Origin of the sequence: Micromonospora sp. NPDC018662, from assembly GCF_044391475.1 — a bacterium.
Taxonomy (GTDB): Bacteria; Actinomycetota; Actinomycetes; order Mycobacteriales; family Micromonosporaceae; genus Micromonospora.
The window spans coordinates 370,870-386,997 of record NZ_JBISAC010000005.1 but is presented as its reverse complement, the minus strand read 5'-3'; the positions used below and the strand labels follow the sequence as shown (position 1 = coordinate 386,997).

General features: G+C 74.3%; 13 protein-coding genes and 1 pseudogene. 3 read left to right on the top strand and 11 right to left on the bottom strand.

Going from position 1 to position 16,128, the window contains the following annotated elements; genetic code table 11:
- Positions 1 to 23 precede the first annotated feature (23 nt).
- Positions 24 to 3,557 carry an AAA family ATPase gene (locus ACH495_RS18340; protein ID WP_396858901.1) on the top strand — a complete coding sequence of 1,178 codons (3,534 nt, stop codon included), beginning with the start codon at positions 24 to 26 and terminating at the stop codon, positions 3,555 to 3,557.
- A 694-nt stretch (positions 3,558 to 4,251) separates the two neighbouring features.
- Here the strand turns inward: ACH495_RS18340 and ACH495_RS18335 are convergent.
- The 8 genes and pseudogenes from ACH495_RS18335 to ACH495_RS18300 all read right to left on the bottom strand — a co-directional run bounded on the left by ACH495_RS18335 (position 4,252) and on the right by ACH495_RS18300 (position 10,943).
- Positions 4,252 to 5,106 carry an ABC transporter permease gene (locus ACH495_RS18335; protein WP_396858900.1) on the bottom strand — a complete coding sequence of 285 codons (855 nt, stop codon included), beginning with the start codon at positions 5,104 to 5,106 and terminating at the stop codon, positions 4,252 to 4,254.
- Positions 5,103 to 6,116 (bottom strand): ATP-binding cassette domain-containing protein, encoded by a 1,014-nt coding sequence (locus ACH495_RS18330; protein ID WP_396858899.1) that lies wholly within the window; start codon positions 6,114 to 6,116, stop codon positions 5,103 to 5,105. Before ACH495_RS18330 ends, ACH495_RS18335 begins: the two co-directional genes overlap by 4 nt.
- Positions 6,117 to 6,148: 32 nt before the next feature.
- Positions 6,149 to 6,241, bottom strand: a pseudogene (locus ACH495_RS18325) (NADPH-dependent FMN reductase); the annotation flags it as partial.
- Positions 6,242 to 6,343: 102 nt separating this feature from the next.
- Complete coding sequence (locus ACH495_RS18320; protein ID WP_396858898.1) at positions 6,344 to 7,327, bottom strand: aldo/keto reductase; 984 nt, start codon at positions 7,325 to 7,327, stop codon at positions 6,344 to 6,346.
- A 59-nt stretch (positions 7,328 to 7,386) separates the two neighbouring features.
- Entirely contained in the window at positions 7,387 to 7,605 is a 219-nt protein-coding gene (locus tag ACH495_RS18315; RefSeq protein ID WP_396858897.1) for a helix-turn-helix domain-containing protein, read from the bottom strand.
- Between the two features lie 176 nt (positions 7,606 to 7,781).
- Complete coding sequence (locus ACH495_RS18310; RefSeq protein ID WP_396859007.1) at positions 7,782 to 8,636, bottom strand: aldo/keto reductase; 855 nt, start codon at positions 8,634 to 8,636, stop codon at positions 7,782 to 7,784.
- Between the two features lie 119 nt (positions 8,637 to 8,755).
- Positions 8,756 to 9,925 carry an endonuclease gene (locus ACH495_RS18305; RefSeq protein ID WP_396858896.1) on the bottom strand — a complete coding sequence of 390 codons (1,170 nt, stop codon included), beginning with the start codon at positions 9,923 to 9,925 and terminating at the stop codon, positions 8,756 to 8,758.
- A gap of 40 nt (positions 9,926 to 9,965) precedes the next feature.
- Complete coding sequence (locus ACH495_RS18300) at positions 9,966 to 10,943, bottom strand: LysR family transcriptional regulator (RefSeq protein WP_396858895.1); 978 nt, start codon at positions 10,941 to 10,943, stop codon at positions 9,966 to 9,968.
- A 38-nt stretch (positions 10,944 to 10,981) separates the two neighbouring features.
- On the opposite strand from ACH495_RS18300, the gene ACH495_RS18295 reads away from it, so the two are divergent.
- Both ACH495_RS18295 and ACH495_RS18290 read left to right on the top strand, forming a co-directional pair.
- Positions 10,982 to 11,860 carry a serine hydrolase gene (locus ACH495_RS18295; RefSeq protein ID WP_396858894.1) on the top strand — a complete coding sequence of 293 codons (879 nt, stop codon included), beginning with the start codon at positions 10,982 to 10,984 and terminating at the stop codon, positions 11,858 to 11,860.
- A gap of 155 nt (positions 11,861 to 12,015) precedes the next feature.
- Positions 12,016 to 12,999 carry an MBL fold metallo-hydrolase gene (locus ACH495_RS18290; RefSeq protein WP_396858893.1) on the top strand — a complete coding sequence of 328 codons (984 nt, stop codon included), beginning with the start codon at positions 12,016 to 12,018 and terminating at the stop codon, positions 12,997 to 12,999.
- Positions 13,000 to 13,009: 10 nt separating this feature from the next.
- Here ACH495_RS18290 and ACH495_RS18285 read toward each other — a convergent pair whose 3' ends face one another.
- From ACH495_RS18285 to ACH495_RS18275, 3 genes are read right to left on the bottom strand one after another with little or no spacing between them, the layout of a single operon-like run.
- Positions 13,010 to 13,549 (bottom strand): DUF1697 domain-containing protein, encoded by a 540-nt coding sequence (locus ACH495_RS18285; RefSeq protein ID WP_396858892.1) that lies wholly within the window; start codon positions 13,547 to 13,549, stop codon positions 13,010 to 13,012.
- Between the two features lie 14 nt (positions 13,550 to 13,563).
- Complete coding sequence (locus ACH495_RS18280) at positions 13,564 to 14,319, bottom strand: FkbM family methyltransferase (RefSeq protein ID WP_396859006.1); 756 nt, start codon at positions 14,317 to 14,319, stop codon at positions 13,564 to 13,566.
- Between the two features lie 13 nt (positions 14,320 to 14,332).
- A complete protein-coding gene (locus ACH495_RS18275; protein WP_396859005.1) occupies positions 14,333 to 16,108 on the bottom strand; it encodes a sulfatase in 1,776 nt (591 codons plus the stop codon).
- Positions 16,109 to 16,128: the final 20 nt, after the last annotated feature.

Genomic DNA, 16,128 nt, shown 5'->3' with positions numbered 1-16,128 from the left:
CGGTCGACTAGCGTCGGGAGGTCATGGAGCCGCGGTTCGGCGAGGGGATCATCGGGCGGGAGCACCCCGCCGGGTTGCTGCGCGCCGAGGTGGCCCGGGTCGTCGACAGCCACGGCGGCCTCGTCCTGGTCACCGGCGAGCCCGGCATCGGCAAGACCACAGTGGTCTCGGCCGCCGCCGACGAGGCCCGCCGGCGCGGGGCGCTGGTGCTCGGCGCCGCCTGCTGGGACTCCGACACCGCCCCCGACCACTGGCCCTGGGTGCAGGTGCTGCGCCGGCTGACCCGGTCGGCCGACGACCCGTCCGGCGCCCGCGCGGCCGCCGACGCCGGGCTGGCGGCCCTGCTCGGCGAGCGCGCGCCGGACGACGACCCGACCGGCGGCGGCGCTCCGCCCGAAGCCCGCGACGACGCCGGAGTGGGCGACGACGGCGGTGCGGGCGGCGACGGCGGTGCGGGTGGCGACGGCGGTGCGGGTGGCGACGGCGGTGCGGGTGGCGACGGCGGCGCGGGCGGCGACGGCGGGCCCGGTGGCCACCGCGGATCCGGGGTGGACGGGGGCCGGGACGAGTTCGCCCGGCACGACGCGGTGACCGGCGCGTTGGTCGCGGTCGCCCAGCACCGGCCGGTCGTGGTGGTCCTCGACGACCTGCACTGGGCCGACCCGGCGTCGTTGCGGCTGCTCCGGTTCGTCACCCAGCACACCTGGTTCGAGCGGCTGCTGGTGATCGGCACCTACCGCGACGCCGAGGTGGAGGCCGACGACCACCGGTTGCGCCCGCTGCTGCTGCCGTTGGCCGCGAAGGCCACCACCGTCACGCTGACCGGCCTGGGGCGCGACGAGGTGGCCGCGCTGATCCGCCGCACCGCCGGCCGGGAACCGGGCGCGGCCCTCGTCGACGAGGTGCACCGCCGCACCGGCGGCAACCCGTTCTTCGTCGAGCAGACCGCCCGGCTCTGGCACACCGACGGCCTCGCCGACACCATCGCCCCCGGCGTACGGGAGGCGGTGCGGCGCCGGCTCGACCAGCTGCCCGCCCCGGTGGTCGAGGCGTTGACAGTGGCCGCCGTGCTGGGCCGCGAGTTCCACCGGCAGACGCTGGCCGCCTGCCTGCCCGGTCCGGCCGCGCAGGTCGACCGGCTGCTCGACCGGGCCGCCGCGGCCCGGCTGGTGCTGGCCCGGGGCGGTGGCCGGTACGCCTTCGTGCACGACCTGGTCCGGGAGACGCTCTACGACGGGCTGCCCGAGCATGAGCGGCGCGTCCGGCACGCCGCCGTGGTCCGGGCCGTCGACCGCGCCGACGACGCGCTCGCCGACCGGCTCATCCCGGCCGACCTGGCCCGCCACGCCTGGCTCGCGGGTCCCGAGCTGGACCCGGTACGCGCCGGTGACCTGCTGTTGGCCGCCGCGCGGGACGCCAGCGACCGGCTGGCCGTGGAGGAGTCGGTGCGGCACTTCCGGCGCGCGCTGAGCCTCGCCGACGAGCCGACCCGGCGGGTGCGGGTGCTGCTGGAGCTGGCCGGTCTGCTGCACCACGCCGGCACGCCGGGCGAGGCCGAGCAGTTGTTTGTCGACGCCGCCGCGCTGGCCCGCAAGCTCGACGACCCGGCCGTGCTGGCCCGGGTGGCGCTCACCGTCCGCAGCCAGCACTCGGCCACCCGCCGCCGGCTCGACGCCGACGCGCTGGTCCGCGAGGCGTACCAGCGGTTGATCGGCCCGCCCGAGCCGGAGCGGTCGACGCGCGCCCTGGTCACCGACCTCATCACCGCCACCGAGACGCTCGCCCGGCACGGCCGGGACGACGAGGCGCTCACGTTCAGCCTGTGGGCCCGCCACGACACCACCTGGGGGCTGGGCACGGCCGAGGAGCGGGCCGTGGTCACCGCCGAGATCCGGGAGGTGGCCCGCCGCGGCGGCGACCGGGACACCGAGCTGTGGGCCACGTCGCTGCGCTGGGTGGCGCTGCTGGAGCTGGGCGACCCGGCGTACCGGGACGAGTTGGCCGCGTTCGTCGCCGGCTGCCGGGCGGGCGACGTGGCCCGGCAGCGGATGGCGGCGGCCGTGGACAGCGGCATCATCGCCGCCTTCCGGGGCGACTTCGCCGCCGCCGACGCGTGCTACGCCGAGATGGACGGCTACGGCGAGTGGGAGCACTCCGACCACGCCTTCATGGCACATCACCTGCGCTGGTCGCTGCTGGTGCTGCGCGGGCGGCTCGCCGAGGCCGAAGCCGTGCTCGACCGGCCCGGCGCGGCCAACCACCCGCAGGTGGAGCTGCTCCGGGCGATCACCGTCGCCGAGCGCGGCGACGCGGGCGCCGTGCTGCGGCTCGTCGGCGGCATCGAGGCGGCCGGCACCGCGTACCCCCGGCCGGTGTCGGCGCTGTGGCTGCGGCTGCGGGCCCAGGCGGCGGCCGTGGACGGCGACCCCCGCCGCTGCGCCGAGGCGCGGGCAGCCCTGGCGCCGCACCGCGGGCGGTGGATGGTCGCGCTGTTCGGCTGCGACATCGGCGGGCCGGTCGACCTCTGGCTGGCCACCGTGGACGCGGCGGAGCGGAGGTGGGACGACGCGGTCGCCGGCTTCGCGGCGGCCCGCGACGCCGCCGACCGACTGGGCGCCCGTCCCTGGTCGGTGCTCGGGCGGGCCGGGCTGGTCACCGCGCTCGCCGGGCGTGGCGGGCCGGGTGACGCGGCCGAGGCGGCCCGGCTGCGGGCCGGGACGGTGGCCGAGGCGCGGGAGTTGGGCATGGTCCAGGTGGTCGAGCGGCTCACCACGGCCGACCGGCCGGCCGGCCCGCGGGCCGCTGACGACGGCGCGGGCGTGTCGACGTCTCGGGCCGGCGCGACCGCTCCGGTCGGGGCCACGACGTCGGCGGGTGTCGCCGGTCGGGGCGGGCTGGCGGGTGGTCCCGGTGTCAGCGGTTGGGCCGGCATGACGGTCGATGCGGGCACGCGCGCCCGACCCGGTTCCGGTGGCGGCCCGGACGCGGCGGCCCACGGCGCCGACGCGGGCCGGCCCGACTTCCGCCTCGACGGCCCGGTGTGGCGGCTCGCCTACGCCGGCGTGGTGGTGCACCTGCCCGACGCCAAGGGCCTGCACGACCTGCGGCTGCTGCTGAGCCGGCCCGGCGTCGACGTGCCCGCGGTCGAACTGCTCGACCCCGCCGCCGGCGCGGAACTCGTCGCCGCCCGCCGTCTCGGCGCCGACCCGGTGCTCGACGACCAGGCGAAGACCCGCTACCGGCAGCACCTGCGGCGGCTCGACGACGAGATCGACCGGGCCGCGCTGCGCGACGACGAGCGGCGGCTGGCCGCTCTGGACGCCGAGCGCGCGGCCCTGCTCGACCAGTTGCGCGCCGCCGCCGGGCTGGCCGGGCGCAGCCGCCGCCTCGGCGACCAGGCCGAGCGGGCGCGCAAGGCGGTGACCGGCCGGATCCGGGACTCGCTGCGCCGGATCGAGCAGCGGCACCCGGCGCTCGCCGCCCACCTGCGCGAGTCGGTCACCACCGGCCGCACCTGCCGCTACCAGCCGGCCGACCCGGTGCCCTGGCGACTCTGACGCGCCGCCCCGCCCCACCCGTCTCGCCCTGCCCTGCCCCGCCCCGCCTCACCGATCGTGGACTTGTGGCATCTCCGATAGCGGCACCAATCCGACATTTCCTGGTGCCACAAGTCCAAGCTCGGGCGGCACCCCGCCTCCGACGCCGTGATCATGAAGTTGACGGCAGCGTTGATCTCCATTGATACCGCTAACCTCATGATCGCCCCGCGCTTCCGTTTCTCGCCCTCCCGTCGGAGCCCTCCGCGGGGTTGATCAAGGAGTTTGCGTCGGAGTCGATCTCCGCGACGACGCAAACTCCTTGATCAACCGTCCGCTTCCGCCCGGGTGGAACCCCACGGGTGTCTGCTGGGCCGTGACACCCATCACGTTCCACTCGGGTGCCGGGTGGGGCGGAAGCGGGACAGGGAGCAAAGCCTGGTCACCGACCGGCGCCACCCCACTCGGTCGGTTCGCCACCCAACGCGCCCACCCGACCAGATGATCATGTAGGTGACCGCGCCGGGAAGCGCCCTCGAACCCGCACCCTCACGAACCCGTGACGACCCCGCTCACCGATCGAGGAAGAGGTGGGGGGTGGAGCGGTGGTGCGTGGCCCGGGGCGGCCTCGACCCCACCACTTCGCCGAGGTGGTGGGGTCGAGGTGCGTCGGACCCCGCCACCTCGGCGAGCTGGTATGGATCAATGGGCGGGGTCAGCGCCGGTTGTAGCGGCGCATGGTCAGCGTGCCGAACACCACCACGAACCCGGCGCTCCACAGCAGCAGCCACATGGTGTTCGTGGCGTCCGTGGACCCGGCCATCGCGGCCCGGACCGAGGCGACCAGGTGGGTCACCGGGTTGACCTTGACGAACGCCTGCAACCAGCCCGGCATGGTGGCCGGCTCGACGAACACGTTGCTCAGGAACGTCAGCGGGAACAGCACCATCATGCTGACGCCCATCACCGACTTCTCGCTGCGCAGCACCAGGCCGAAGAACGTCCACACCCAGGAGAACGCGAACGAGAAGACCACCAGCAGGCCGATCCCGGCCACCACCCCGGGCAGGCCGCCGTCGGGGCGGAACCCGAGCACCAGCCCCACGGCCAGGATGACCACCGCGGCCAGGATGTAGCGCAGCACGTCGCCGAAGATCATGCCGACCAGCGCCGCCGGCCGCCACACCGGCAGCGTCCGGATCCGGTCGAAGACACCCTTCTCGATGTCGTTGTTCAAGCCGACCCCGGTGTACATGGTGATCATCACGACGCTGGTGACCATGATGCCCGGCAGGAAGAACTGGAGGTACGCGCGCGGGCTGTCGGCGAGCGCGCCACCGAACAGGTAGGTGAACATCAGCACCATGATGATCGGGAACGCGGTCACGTCGAACAACTGCTCCGGCACGTGCTTGATCTTCAGCACGGCCCGCCAGCCGAACGTCAGCGACGCCGACAGCGGCCCCGGCGGGGCCGGTCGCTCGCCGGGCGCGAGCACGGTGGCCAGCGCCTCGGTGGACGGCACGTAGACGGACGGGGCCCGCCCGGTGGTGGTCGCGGTGTCGCTCATCGGGCCGCCTCCAGTTCGTCGTCCCGCTCGTCCGCCGCGACGGCCGGGTGGTCGGTCAGGGCCAGGAACACCTCGTCCAGGCTGGGCTGGCCGAGGGAGAAGTCGTCCACCACGATGCCGGCGCGGGCCAGCTCGCCGAGTGCGCGGGCGGCCTGCTCGCCGGCCTCCAGGTCGGTGCCGTCCTCGCCGACCCGGGCGGTGAGCGCCACCGGGTCGGCCGCGAGCTGCACCGGCACGTCCAACGTCGTACGCAGCACCTGCTCGGCCCGGGGCCGCTGCCCGGCGTCGCGCAGTCGCACGTGGACGGTGCCCGACCCGACCGACGACTTCAGCTCGCCCGGGGTGCCCTCCGCGATCACCCGGCCGTGGTCGACCACCGCGATCCGGCCGGCGAGCTGGTCCGCCTCGTCCAGATACTGCGTGGTCAGCAGCACCGTGGTGCCGTGCGCCACCACCGCCCGGACGATCTCCCACACCTGGTTGCGGCTGCGCGGGTCCAACCCGGTGGTCGGCTCGTCCAGGAACAGCAGGTCCGGCGTGTTCAGGATGCTCGCCGCGATGTCGATGCGCCGCCGCATCCCGCCGGAGTACTTCTTCACCTGCCGGCCGGCGGCCTCGGTCAGCCCGAACGCGGCGAGCAACGCCTCGGCCCGCTCCCGCGCCGCCGGGCGGCCCAGCCCGAGCAGCCGGCCCAGCAGGACCAGGTTCTCCGCGCCGGTGAGGTCCTCGTCCAGCGAGGCGTACTGGCCGGTCAGGCTCATCCGGGCGCGGACCGCGTCGGCCTCGGCGACCACGTCGTGGCCGAAGACCCGGGCCGAGCCGCCGTCGGGACGCAGCAGCGTCGCCAGCACGCGTACGGCGGTGGTCTTGCCGGCGCCGTTGGGGCCGAGCATCCCGTAGACGGCGCCGGCGGGGACCCGCAGGTCCAGACCGTCGAGCGCCCGGGTCGAGCCGAACGACCGGGTCAGGCCGTCCGCCTCGACGGCCAGCCCGGTGTTCCGGTTACTCATGATCACTACCTCTCTGCGTCGCGTACCGGCCGACCGACCGGCTTGGCCTGCCACTCGTCGTACGCGAAGTCGATCGTCTGTTTCAACGAGGCCGGGAAGCTGTGGTTGTACTCCGGGGTGACCACTGTCCGGCACTGCCGGCCTCACCCCTCAGACGCCAGACGGCCCGCCAGATCGGATCTGGCGGGCCGTCTCGTCGGGGGCCACCGCAGTGCCGCTCTGCTCGGTCAGCCGGCCGCGTCCAGTCGGGTGCGCTGCTCGGCGGTCAGCTCCAGGTCGACCGCGCCCAGGGCCTCGTCCACCTGCGCCACCGAGGAGCAGCCGACCAGCGGGATCGCCGGCACGTCGCCGCCCATCAGCCAGGCCAGCACCACCTGGTTGACCGTGGCACCGGTCTCGGCGGCCACCGCACTCAGCGCCGCCAGCCGGGCCGGGTTGCCGGGCAGGGCGTACGCCTCGCCGAGCCGCTCCGGCTTCGCGTACGCGCCCTTGAGCAACGGCGAGTATGCGACCAGGGTGAGCTGCGGCTCGGCCCGCAGGTAGCTGGCCAGATCGGGGCCCACCCAGCCGACGTCGCCGTCCGGGTCCAGGTCGCTCGGCAGGTCCACCCGGGGCGGCAGGTAGCTGCGGTGGTACTGGAGCACCTCGTACCCGGGCAGCCCGGCCGCCGTCGCGAGGGTCCGGGCCCGCTCCACCCGCCAGGCGCGGTGGTTGCTCGCGCCCAGCAGCCCGACCGTGCCGTCGGCGACCAGCTCCGCGAAGCCCTCCACCGTCTCGCGCAGCGGGACGACCCGGTCCTCGATGTGGGCGTAGAGCAGGTCGATCCGGTCGACGCCGAGCCGTTCCCGGCTGCGCTCGGCGGACTCGCGGATCACCGCTGCCGACAGTCCCTCCGCGTTGTCCAGGTAGCTGGTGCCGGGCGCGAGCGGGCGGGCGCCGAGCTTGGTGGCGAACACGACCTCGGGGCCGATGCCGCGGCTGCGCCGCCAGCGGCCGAGCAGTTCCTCGCTCTCCCCGCCCTGGCCGCCGTTCTGCCAGAAGGCGTAGTTGTCCGAGGTGTCGACGAACGTGCCGCCGGCCTCGACGTACCGGTCGAGGACGGCGTAGGAGGTGGCCTCGTCGGTGGCGGTGCCGAACAGCATCGCGCCGAGGCTGAGCACGCTGACCTCGCGGCGGGTGGCCGGATCCGTGCCGATGGTGCGGTAACGCATGTCTGGGTCCTCCCCGTCGGAGCGGTTGCGTCACCCTGCCCCTTCGAGCGTGCGCGAAGTCAAACCCCGGCCAGGGGCCGGCCGACGAGCCTGTCGCCGGAGACGGACCGCTGGTAGAGCACGCGGTGCCGGTCCCGTCGGCGGCGCACCAGGCCGGAGCGCAGCAGCACGCCCAGGTGGTAGGAGACGGTCGCGGGGGCCAGGTGGTGCCGGTGGCTCAGCTCGCCGGTGGAGCGCGGCACGTCCAGGTCCGCCAGGAGTTCCGCCCATTCGAGCACTGTCGAATCATTGGCGTTCGCCGGTCGCGATGGTCTGCAATGGCGGGGCAGCGACGACCGCGTCCCGCACGAGGCGCGGCCGGTGGTGCGCGACCAGGACGCGGCGGGCCGGTCAAACGGGGGTCGGCCCGCCGCGTGGGCGGAGGAGGGGCCGGCGCGGGCCCTCCTCCGGCCGGTCAGCTCGGCACGTAGTCGAACGTGTCCGGGTGCGCGCCCTGCCGGCCGTCCTCGCCCTTGTCCAGGCCGCCGAGCCGGTCCATCGCGGCGTCGTCGAGGGTGAAGTCGAAGATCGCGAAGTTCTCCTCGATCCGCTTCGGCGTGGTCGACTTCGGGAAGACGATGTCGCCGCGCTGCACGTGCCAGCGCAGCACCACCTGGGCCGGGGTGCGCCCGACCTGCTCGGCGAGGTCGACCACGGTCGGGTCGTCGAGCACCTTGCCCTGCGCGATCGGCGACCACGCCTCGGTCATGATCTGGTGCGCCCGGTCGTACGACCGCACCTCCTCGTTGCCGAAGTAGGGGTGCGCCTCGATCTGGTTCACCGCCGGCACCACGTCCGCCTCGGCGGCCAGCCGCTCCAGGTGCGCGACCTGGAAGTTGGACACGCCGATCGACCGCACCCGACCGTCGCGCCGGAGTTCCTCCAGCACCTTCCAGGTGGAGACGAAGTCGCCGTCGTAGAGCGTGGGCAGCGGCCAGTGGATCAGGAACAGGTCGAGGTAGTCGAACCTCATCTCGGCCAGCGACTGCTCGAACGCCTTGCGGGCGTCGTCCGGGCGGTGGAAGCCGTTGTTCAGCTTGCTGGTGACGAAGACGTCGCCCCGGTCCAGCCCGGAGGCGCGCACCGCCTGCCCCACCTCGGCCTCGTTGCCGTACATCTGCGCGGTGTCGATGTGCCGGTAGCCGATCTCCAGCGCGGTGCCGACCGCCCGGGCGGTCTCCTTGGGGTCGATCTGGAACACCCCGAAGCCGAGCTGCGGGATGGAGTTGCCGTCGTTGAGTGAGATGTCCGGAACGCGGGTGGCGGCCATGTCGTGTCTCATCTCCGATCGTTCGGGGGTGCCCGGAAGCGCTTCCACGTGGCCGCTCCCGGGCCGTGCCACCCGGTGTTCCTACCCGATCGAAGGGCATCCTCACGTCTGGGACAACGTCAACCCCAGATGGAGCGTGCCCACTCGGGGTGGTCGACGAACGGGTTGCGGTTGCCCTGCCAGCGCTCGTAGATGCGCTGGTTACGGCGCTGTTCGAACGCGTCCGGCGGGTCCTGCTCGTTCCAGGTGAGCAGCTTCGACAGCCGGCCGAGCCGGGGCGCGGTCCCGTTGGCCACCGAGTCGTTCGGCTCCAGGTCCGGCCAGCCGTCGTCGCCCTCGTACCGGATCGCCATGTAGAGGATCATCCGGGCGACGTCGCCCTTCACCGCGTTGCGCGGTTCGAACGAGTCGGCGTCGGTGTAGCAACCGGGCGCCTCGGCCACCGCGCCGCCGCCGGCGTCGAAGTCCTTGTTGCCGCGCAGCGAGTTGACCGACACGTCCTCCGGTCGCAGGTGGTGCACGTCGGTGCCGGGGCCGGTGGCGGTGCCGAAGTCGCCGTGCGACTTGGCCCAGACGTGCTCGCGGTTCCAGTCGTTCACGCCGCCGCCGTTGCTGGTCTTGCTCTGCGAGCGCCCGCTGTAGAGCAGGATGACGTTGGCCGGGTTCGCCGGATCCTGGTCGGTGTCCTTGAGCGCGTCCCACACCTGGTCGTACGTGAGCTTGGTCTGGGTCCTGATGATGGTGTGCAGGGCGGTGCGCAGCGCCGGCCCGGTCTTGCCGGTCGCGGCGGCGTAGTAGCCGCTGGGTGACGTGGTGCCGGTCGGTGTCGGGGTCGGGCTCGGGGTGGTCCCGCCGCCGAGGCTCATCGCGCTCGGGTCCTTCAGCCCGCCGTGGCTGAAGTATGCGGTCAGGGTGCCGGTGGCGGTCACCTGCCGCCCCCGGAGCGACGGGTTGGTGAGCAGCCCGAAGGTGCTGCGCCAGGCGGCGGTGACCTGCACGTACAGCATCCGGCCGGTGCTGGTCTCGGTGGCCTGGTCGGCGATCGCGATCGCGGTGTCCGCGGTGAAGCCGGACGTGACCACCGTATTCGTCGCGGTCGGTTGGCCGATGACGTAGCCGGTGACGGTCGCGGCGCGGCCGTCCTGGGCGGCCAGTGCCTGCGTCACGGTCAGGGTGGTGGCCGCCGACGCCGCGCCGGTCACCGTCAGTGGGGTCGCGACGGTGACGGTCAGCACGACCGCCGCGATCAGCCGCCCGGGTCGCGAGCGGGTGACGCTCTTCATATTCATGACCAGCGATGTTAGTTGGTGTCGGATGAACTCCGGGAGATCACGGCGACAACTTTTCGTCCTGCCCGGCCTCGAAGAGCACCGGCCACGGTCGGGCCGCGGGAGCGACAAGCGCCGGTCCGACCGGCGTCTCCGGCGCCGCCAGCACCTCCGCGGCGAGCTGCCCGAACATCGGCGCCGCCGGGTGCGCCCCCCGGCTCGGCCAGGCCGCGGAGATCCGCCGTGCCAGCGGTGCGCCGGCGAGCGGCCGCCAGGCGATGCGGGGTTCCCGACGCGCCAGCGCCGCCGGCTCGACGGCCACCGCCCCGCCGGCCAGGAGCAGTCCGAACAGGAACTCCGGGTTGCGCGCCGGTCGGACCCGGGACGGGGCGAAACCATGCTGCCGGCAGACCGTCAGCAGATGCTCGTGCCAGCCGGGGGCGGTGGCCGGCGGCGCGGTGACCAGGTCCAGGCCGGCCAGGTCGGCCAGCGCGACCTCGCGGGCCCGGGCCAGCGGCGAGCTCCGGGGCGACAACGCCCCGACCGGCACGTCCACCGGCTCCCCGAACCGCAGCCCGGCCTCCTCGACCGGATGGTGCAGCAAGCCGACGTCCAGCCGGCCCTCCGCCAGCATCCGCCGCTGTTCGGCGCTGGTCAGCTCGTGCAGATCAAGATCGAGCCCGGGCGCGCGGGCGGCCAGCCCGTCGAGCAACGCGCGCAACGTCACCGCCGGGGTCTCCGGGGGTACGCCGGCGCGCAGTACCCCGAGCGTGCCCCGGCGTACCTGGTCGGCGAGGTGCCGCAGTCGGCGTTCGCCGGCGAGCAGGTCGTCCGCCTCGCCGAGCAGCAACTGACCGGCGGTGGTGAGACGGACCTGCCGTTGCGACCGGTCGAAGAGCGTCGCGCCCAGCTCCTGCTCCAGCCGCCGGATCGACTGGCTCAACGGCGGCTGCGCCATGCCCAGCGTCTCGGCGGCCCGGCCGAAGTGCAGCTCCCGGGCGACCACCACGAAGTGCCGCAGGTGTCGCAGCAGGTCCACCCGCGCACCCTAGCGTTCGCGCTGGTTACCGTGTCGGGGTGGATGCGGCGCAGCGGGTCGGGGAGATCTTCGGACGGGCCGGGCTGAGCGGGTGCCTGCACGTCGCCGACGTGGACGACCCGTCGCGCGAGGTGGCGCTGCGCGCCGACGAGCAGATCGTCATCGCGTCCGTCTTCAAGATCCTGCTGGTGCTGGAGTTCGCCCGGCAGGTCACCGCCGGCCAGCTCGACCCCGGCGAGCGGGTGCTGGTCGGCGCCGCCGACCGGCTGGGCGGCTGGGGTGTGGCCGGCTGCGCCGACGACGTCGAGGTCTCCCTGCGCGACCTCGCGTACTTCGCCATGTCGGTGAGCGACAACACGGCCGCCGACCTGCTGCTGCGCCGGGTCGGCCCGGATGTGCTGCCGATGCTGGCCGCGGAACTGGACCTGCCGCGTACCCGGATCGTGGGCGGACCCCGGCAACTGGTCGAGACGATGCTCGCCGACGTGGGCGCGCGTACCGAGGCCGACTTCGCGCGGATCTTCCCCACCCTGCCGCCGGAGCGGGTCCGGGCCATGCGGGTCTTCGACCCGGACCACACCACCTCCAGCACCGCCCGCGAGCTGACCCGGCTGCTCGGCCTGGTGTGGCGGGACGAGGCCGGCCCGGCGGAAGCCTGCGCGACGGTCCGGGAGCTGATGGCCCGGCAACTCTTCTGGACCCGGCTCGCCGCCGGCTTCCCGCCCGGGGTCCGGGTCGCCGGCAAGACCGGCACCCTGCCCGGCCTGCACCTGGAAGCCGGCGTCGCGGAGTATCCCGACGGCGGCCGGTACGCCGTAGCGGTCCTGGCACGCACCGAGCGGCTCAGCACCCGCCGCATCGACGCGGACCTGGCGATGGGGGAGGCAGCCCGGGCGGCGGTCGAGTCGTTGCGCTGATCTTTCGGACCTCGACCCCGGTGGGCACCGGCTCCGGCCTGCGGTGATATCGGAACGGATATCGATCATTCCGTCGCTCGATCTTGGACGCCGCCGCTCATGCGGTGGTGGAGTGGGCCTACCGATCCACCGATCCCGAACGGGGAGGACGACCTGTGCCCGAGAACCAACCGTCCCGCTACGCCCGCCGCCGCTTCCTGCGTGACACCGCCGTCGGCGCCGCCGCCGTCTCCACCGCCGGGCTCGTCGCCGGCGCCCCGGCCCCCGCCGCTCCGAGCGCCCCGGCGGGCCGGCCCGCCGGCCGCGCCGGCGCGGTGAGCTTCCGCTGGTGGGGCACGGCCGGGTGGCGGATCGACATCGGCGACCGGACCGTGCTGGTCGACCCGTACCTCAGTCGATTCGACACCGGCCTCTTCCGGGGGGCGTTCCACCCGGACACCGCGCTGACCGTGGCCGCCGACGTGGTCGACCGGTTCGCCGACCGCGCCGAGAACATCCTGGTCACCCACACCCACTGGGACCACTTCAACGACGTGCCGCACATCGCCGCCCGGACCGGCGCCCGGGTCCTGGGCACGCTCACCGCCCACCATCTCGGGTTGGCGTACGGGCTGCCGACCGGGCAGCTCGCCCCGGTCAAGGGCGGCGAGGTGCTCGACTTCGACGGCTACACGGTCGAGGTGGTCGGCTCGCTGCACAGCCGCAACGCGGGCTGGTCGATGGCCTTCCCCGGGGTCCGGGTCAGCCCGCCGCCGCGGCCGGCGAAGATCTCCGACCTGCCCGAGGGGGACACGTTGGCCTACCAGATCCGGGTCGACCGCGGGCCGTCGGTGTTCTTCATGGGCGCCAGCGACCTCGACGAGCGCAACCTCGCCGGCCTGGCGCCGGACGTGGCGATGATCGCCTCCGCCGCCACCACGTCCGTCGCCGACTACGTGCCCCGGCTGATGGCCGCGCTGGACCACCCGAAGGTCGTGGTGCCGGTGCACTGGGACAACTTCGAGACCCCGCTGACCAACCCGCCGACGGTCGCCGCCGCCGACCGGGCTCGCCTCGACGCCCTGATCGCCGATGTGCGTCGGGTCTCGCCGCGCAGCCGTGTGGTGGTGCCCGAGTACCACACCGCGTACCGGTTCTGACCGGTCGCGCTCAGCCGGCGGTCAGGTCGCGCAACGCCAGCACCGACTTCCAGTTGCGCGCCGTCGCCACCACACCCAACTTCTTCTCCAGGTACGCGGTGGTGAACTTCGTCCGCCCGTAGTTGCCGGCCGGGTAGTGCAGGTGCAGCTCCCGGCCGGCCAACGCGTACGCCATCTCCTCGCCGGCCGGCACGGCCAGCTCGCCGACCCGGGCCGGGTCCGGCGCGGCGGACAGGAACACCACCAGCACCCGGGTCGGGTCGTCCTGCCGCCCCGCGTACGGGCTCGCGCCGGCCAGTGCGGCCAGCTCGGCGCCGTCGCGGACCAGCACCGGCACCCGCAGGCCCAGGTCGTCGGCGAGCCGCGTCGCGATGCCCTCGGCGAGCACCTCGTCACGGGTCGGCGGAGCGGTGAACACCACGTTGCCGCTCTGGAGGTAGGTCGTGACGTCGGTGTGGCCGAGGTCGGTGACGACGCGCCGCAGGTCCGCCATCGCGAGCCGGGTGGCGCCGACGTTGACGCCCCGCAGCAGGGCGGCGTAGCGGGTCATGGCCGCCAGCCTAGTCAGGCACGCGCCAACCGGGCGTAGACGTCGCCGGAGCGACCCGCCGGCCGGTACGTCTCCAGCAGCCGCACCAGCCCGGCCGCGTCGAGCCACCCGTCGGCGGCGAAGCGCATCGTCTCCACCGGGGAGTAGTTGTAGTGGTAGCCGCCCGCCGACGCGCCCAGCCGTTCCACCTGGTCGAGCACCGCGAGCGCGGCGTCGTGCGCCGGCGGGAGGTACTCGAAGGAGAGCGCGCGCACCGGCCGGCTCAGCCCGGCCAGCACGTCGCCCTCGAAGCCCTCCACGTCGACCTTGCAGAACGCCGGTACGCCGTGCCGGGCGACCAGGTCGTCGAGCGTCACCACCGGCACCTCGATCGAGCGGTCCCACCGCACCCCGGCGAAGCTCGGGTCCGCCGTCACCGAGTCGATCCAGGACGACGACATGGTGGACACCGTCGGCGTCGCGGACGACAACTCCAGCCGCGCCTGCCCGGCGCGGGCGCCGACCGCGACGGGTTCGACGACCACGCCGTCGTCCCGCCCGAACGCCAGGCGCAGCACGCGCAGGCAGTCCGGCTGCGGCTCGACCGCGACCACCCGCGCGCCCAGCCGACGCCAGGTGCGGACCCGGCCGCCGACGTGGGCGCCGATGTCGAAGCCCAGGTCACCGGGGCCGAGGAACTGGCCGTAGAGCTGCCGGGCCCGGCGGTGCTTGGCCGGCTGGCCGTGGTAGATGGCCAGGGACCGGGTGATCCCCCAGGCCCGTGCGAGCATCGTCACGACGTTCCTAACTGTGAGTCCTGGACTGCGGGCCGAACGCCCGCAGGAACCGGTCGCGGAACCCCTCCATCGGCCAGACGGGCGCGTTCGGGGCCGGGTTGAGGCCGGCCTGCCAGCCCCAGCCGGCGACCCGGTCGAGCACGGCCGGGTCCTTCGCCACGACGGTGACCGGCACGTCCCGGCCGGCCCCCTCGCCGGTGATCGCCCGAGCCGGCTGGTGGTCGCCGAGGAAGACCAGCACGAGGTTCTCGTCGCCGTAGCGTTCCACGTAGGAGATCAGCGTGCGCAGCGTGTAGACGACCGACTGACGGTACGCCTTCCGGGTGCCCTCGTCCGCGCGGTCGGCGCGGTTGGTGCCGGTGAAGACCGACCCGTCGCCTAGGTCGTCCCAGTCGACCAGGGGCGGCACCGGCGACCACGGGAGGTGACTGGACAGCAGCGGGATCTCGGCCATCACCGGCGCGTGCCCGGGTGCCCGCTCGGCGCGCTGGAAGGCCTCCAACGTGAACTGGTCCGGCGGCGAGGAGAAGCTGAACGTCGGACCCCGGTAGCCGAGGTCACCGGCGCCGTAGACGCGGTCCGGGGCGAAGAAGTCCGCCTCCGGCCAGGCCCGGGTGAGGGCCGGCATGACCAGCGAGGTCCGCCACCCGGCGCGCTTGAACGCGCCGTTGAGGGTCAGGCGGTCGCTGCGCACCAGGTTCGTGTAGCGGAGCTGGTTGTCGGCCCGGATGCCGGACATCAGCGTGGCGTGCGCCAGCCAACTGCCGCCGCCGGTGGTGGACGAGGTGAGGAACGCGCTGCGGCTGCCGTAGCCGGCCGCGGTCAACCGTCGCGTCCCCTCGTCGAGGACGGCGTCCACCGCGGGGGCCAGCTCCGGGTCCTCCACCGCCACCCGGCCGTAGCTCTCCACGAACGTGACCAGGACGTCCTTGCCGCGCAGCCCGGTCAGCAACTGGTCGCCAGGGGTGTCCCGGAACGGGTCGCCGGCGAGCTGGTCGTTGAGCCGTTCCTGGTCGTGCAGGCCGGCGTTGACCTGCCGGGTGCGGTCGTACACGCCGGCCGCGACCGTGCCGGCGGCGATCGGCAACCCGGGGACGATCTGCGCGCCGAGCACCGCGCAGGCGACCCAGGCCGCGCCGAGCGCGGCGGCGGCGCGGGCGCTCACCCCCCGGTGACCGGCGACCAACCGGGCGAGTCGCCGCACCGACAGTGTCACCAGCACCGGTACGGCGACGACCGCGGCCACGGCCCCGACCAGGGCCCCCACCTCGGCGGCCCGCCCGTACGACTCGGACAGGAACTCCGCGCCGGCGCTCAGGAACGCCCAGTCCGCGATCAGGTCGAAACGGCGGTCCAGCACGGAGGAGAAACCGAGGTCGGTGATCTTCAGGACCAGCACCAGGCCGAGCAGCGCGCCGAGCACCGTGGCCACGACCCGGCGCGGCCCCGGCGGCAGGACCAGGAGCAGGGCGACCGCGATCAGCCCCTCCACCGGGATGCGGAGGAACGCGGCCGGGGTGAGGTCGTTGACGTCGGTCGGCAGGATCAGGGCGGCCAGCACCAGCCCGGCGGCCAGCACGGTGACCGTCCCGGACCGGATCCGGCGGCGACGCCCGCCGGGGGCGGCCGGGGCCCCGGTGACGTCGGTCCGGGCGCTGGCGTCCGGGGCCGCGGTCGGGTCGTCCGGGGTCGCGGTCGGGCCGCCGGTGTCCGGGGTCGCGGTCGGGGCGTCAGCGGTCGCGGTCGGGGCGTCCGGGGTCGCGGTCGGGTCGTCGCGGGTCATGGGCGCCGACCGCCGACCTC

Bases quoted from the DNA above. Each gene is read 5' to 3' on its own strand.
- ACH495_RS18340 (WP_396858901.1), top strand. From the start codon at position 24: ATGGAGCCGCGGTTCGGCGAGGGGATCATCGGGCGGGAGCACCCCGCC.
- ACH495_RS18335 (WP_396858900.1), bottom strand. From the start codon at position 5,106: ATGAGCGACACCGCGACCACCACCGGGCGGGCCCCGTCCGTCTACGTG.
- ACH495_RS18330 (WP_396858899.1), bottom strand. From the start codon at position 6,116: ATGAGTAACCGGAACACCGGGCTGGCCGTCGAGGCGGACGGCCTGACC.
- ACH495_RS18320 (WP_396858898.1), bottom strand. From the start codon at position 7,327: ATGCGTTACCGCACCATCGGCACGGATCCGGCCACCCGCCGCGAGGTC.
- ACH495_RS18310 (WP_396859007.1), bottom strand. From the start codon at position 8,636: ATGGCCGCCACCCGCGTTCCGGACATCTCACTCAACGACGGCAACTCC.
- ACH495_RS18305 (WP_396858896.1), bottom strand. From the start codon at position 9,925: ATGAATATGAAGAGCGTCACCCGCTCGCGACCCGGGCGGCTGATCGCG.
- ACH495_RS18285 (WP_396858892.1), bottom strand. From the start codon at position 13,549: ATGACCCGCTACGCCGCCCTGCTGCGGGGCGTCAACGTCGGCGCCACC.
- ACH495_RS18280 (WP_396859006.1), bottom strand. From the start codon at position 14,319: ATGCTCGCACGGGCCTGGGGGATCACCCGGTCCCTGGCCATCTACCAC.
- ACH495_RS18275 (WP_396859005.1), bottom strand. From the start codon at position 16,108: ATGACCCGCGACGACCCGACCGCGACCCCGGACGCCCCGACCGCGACC.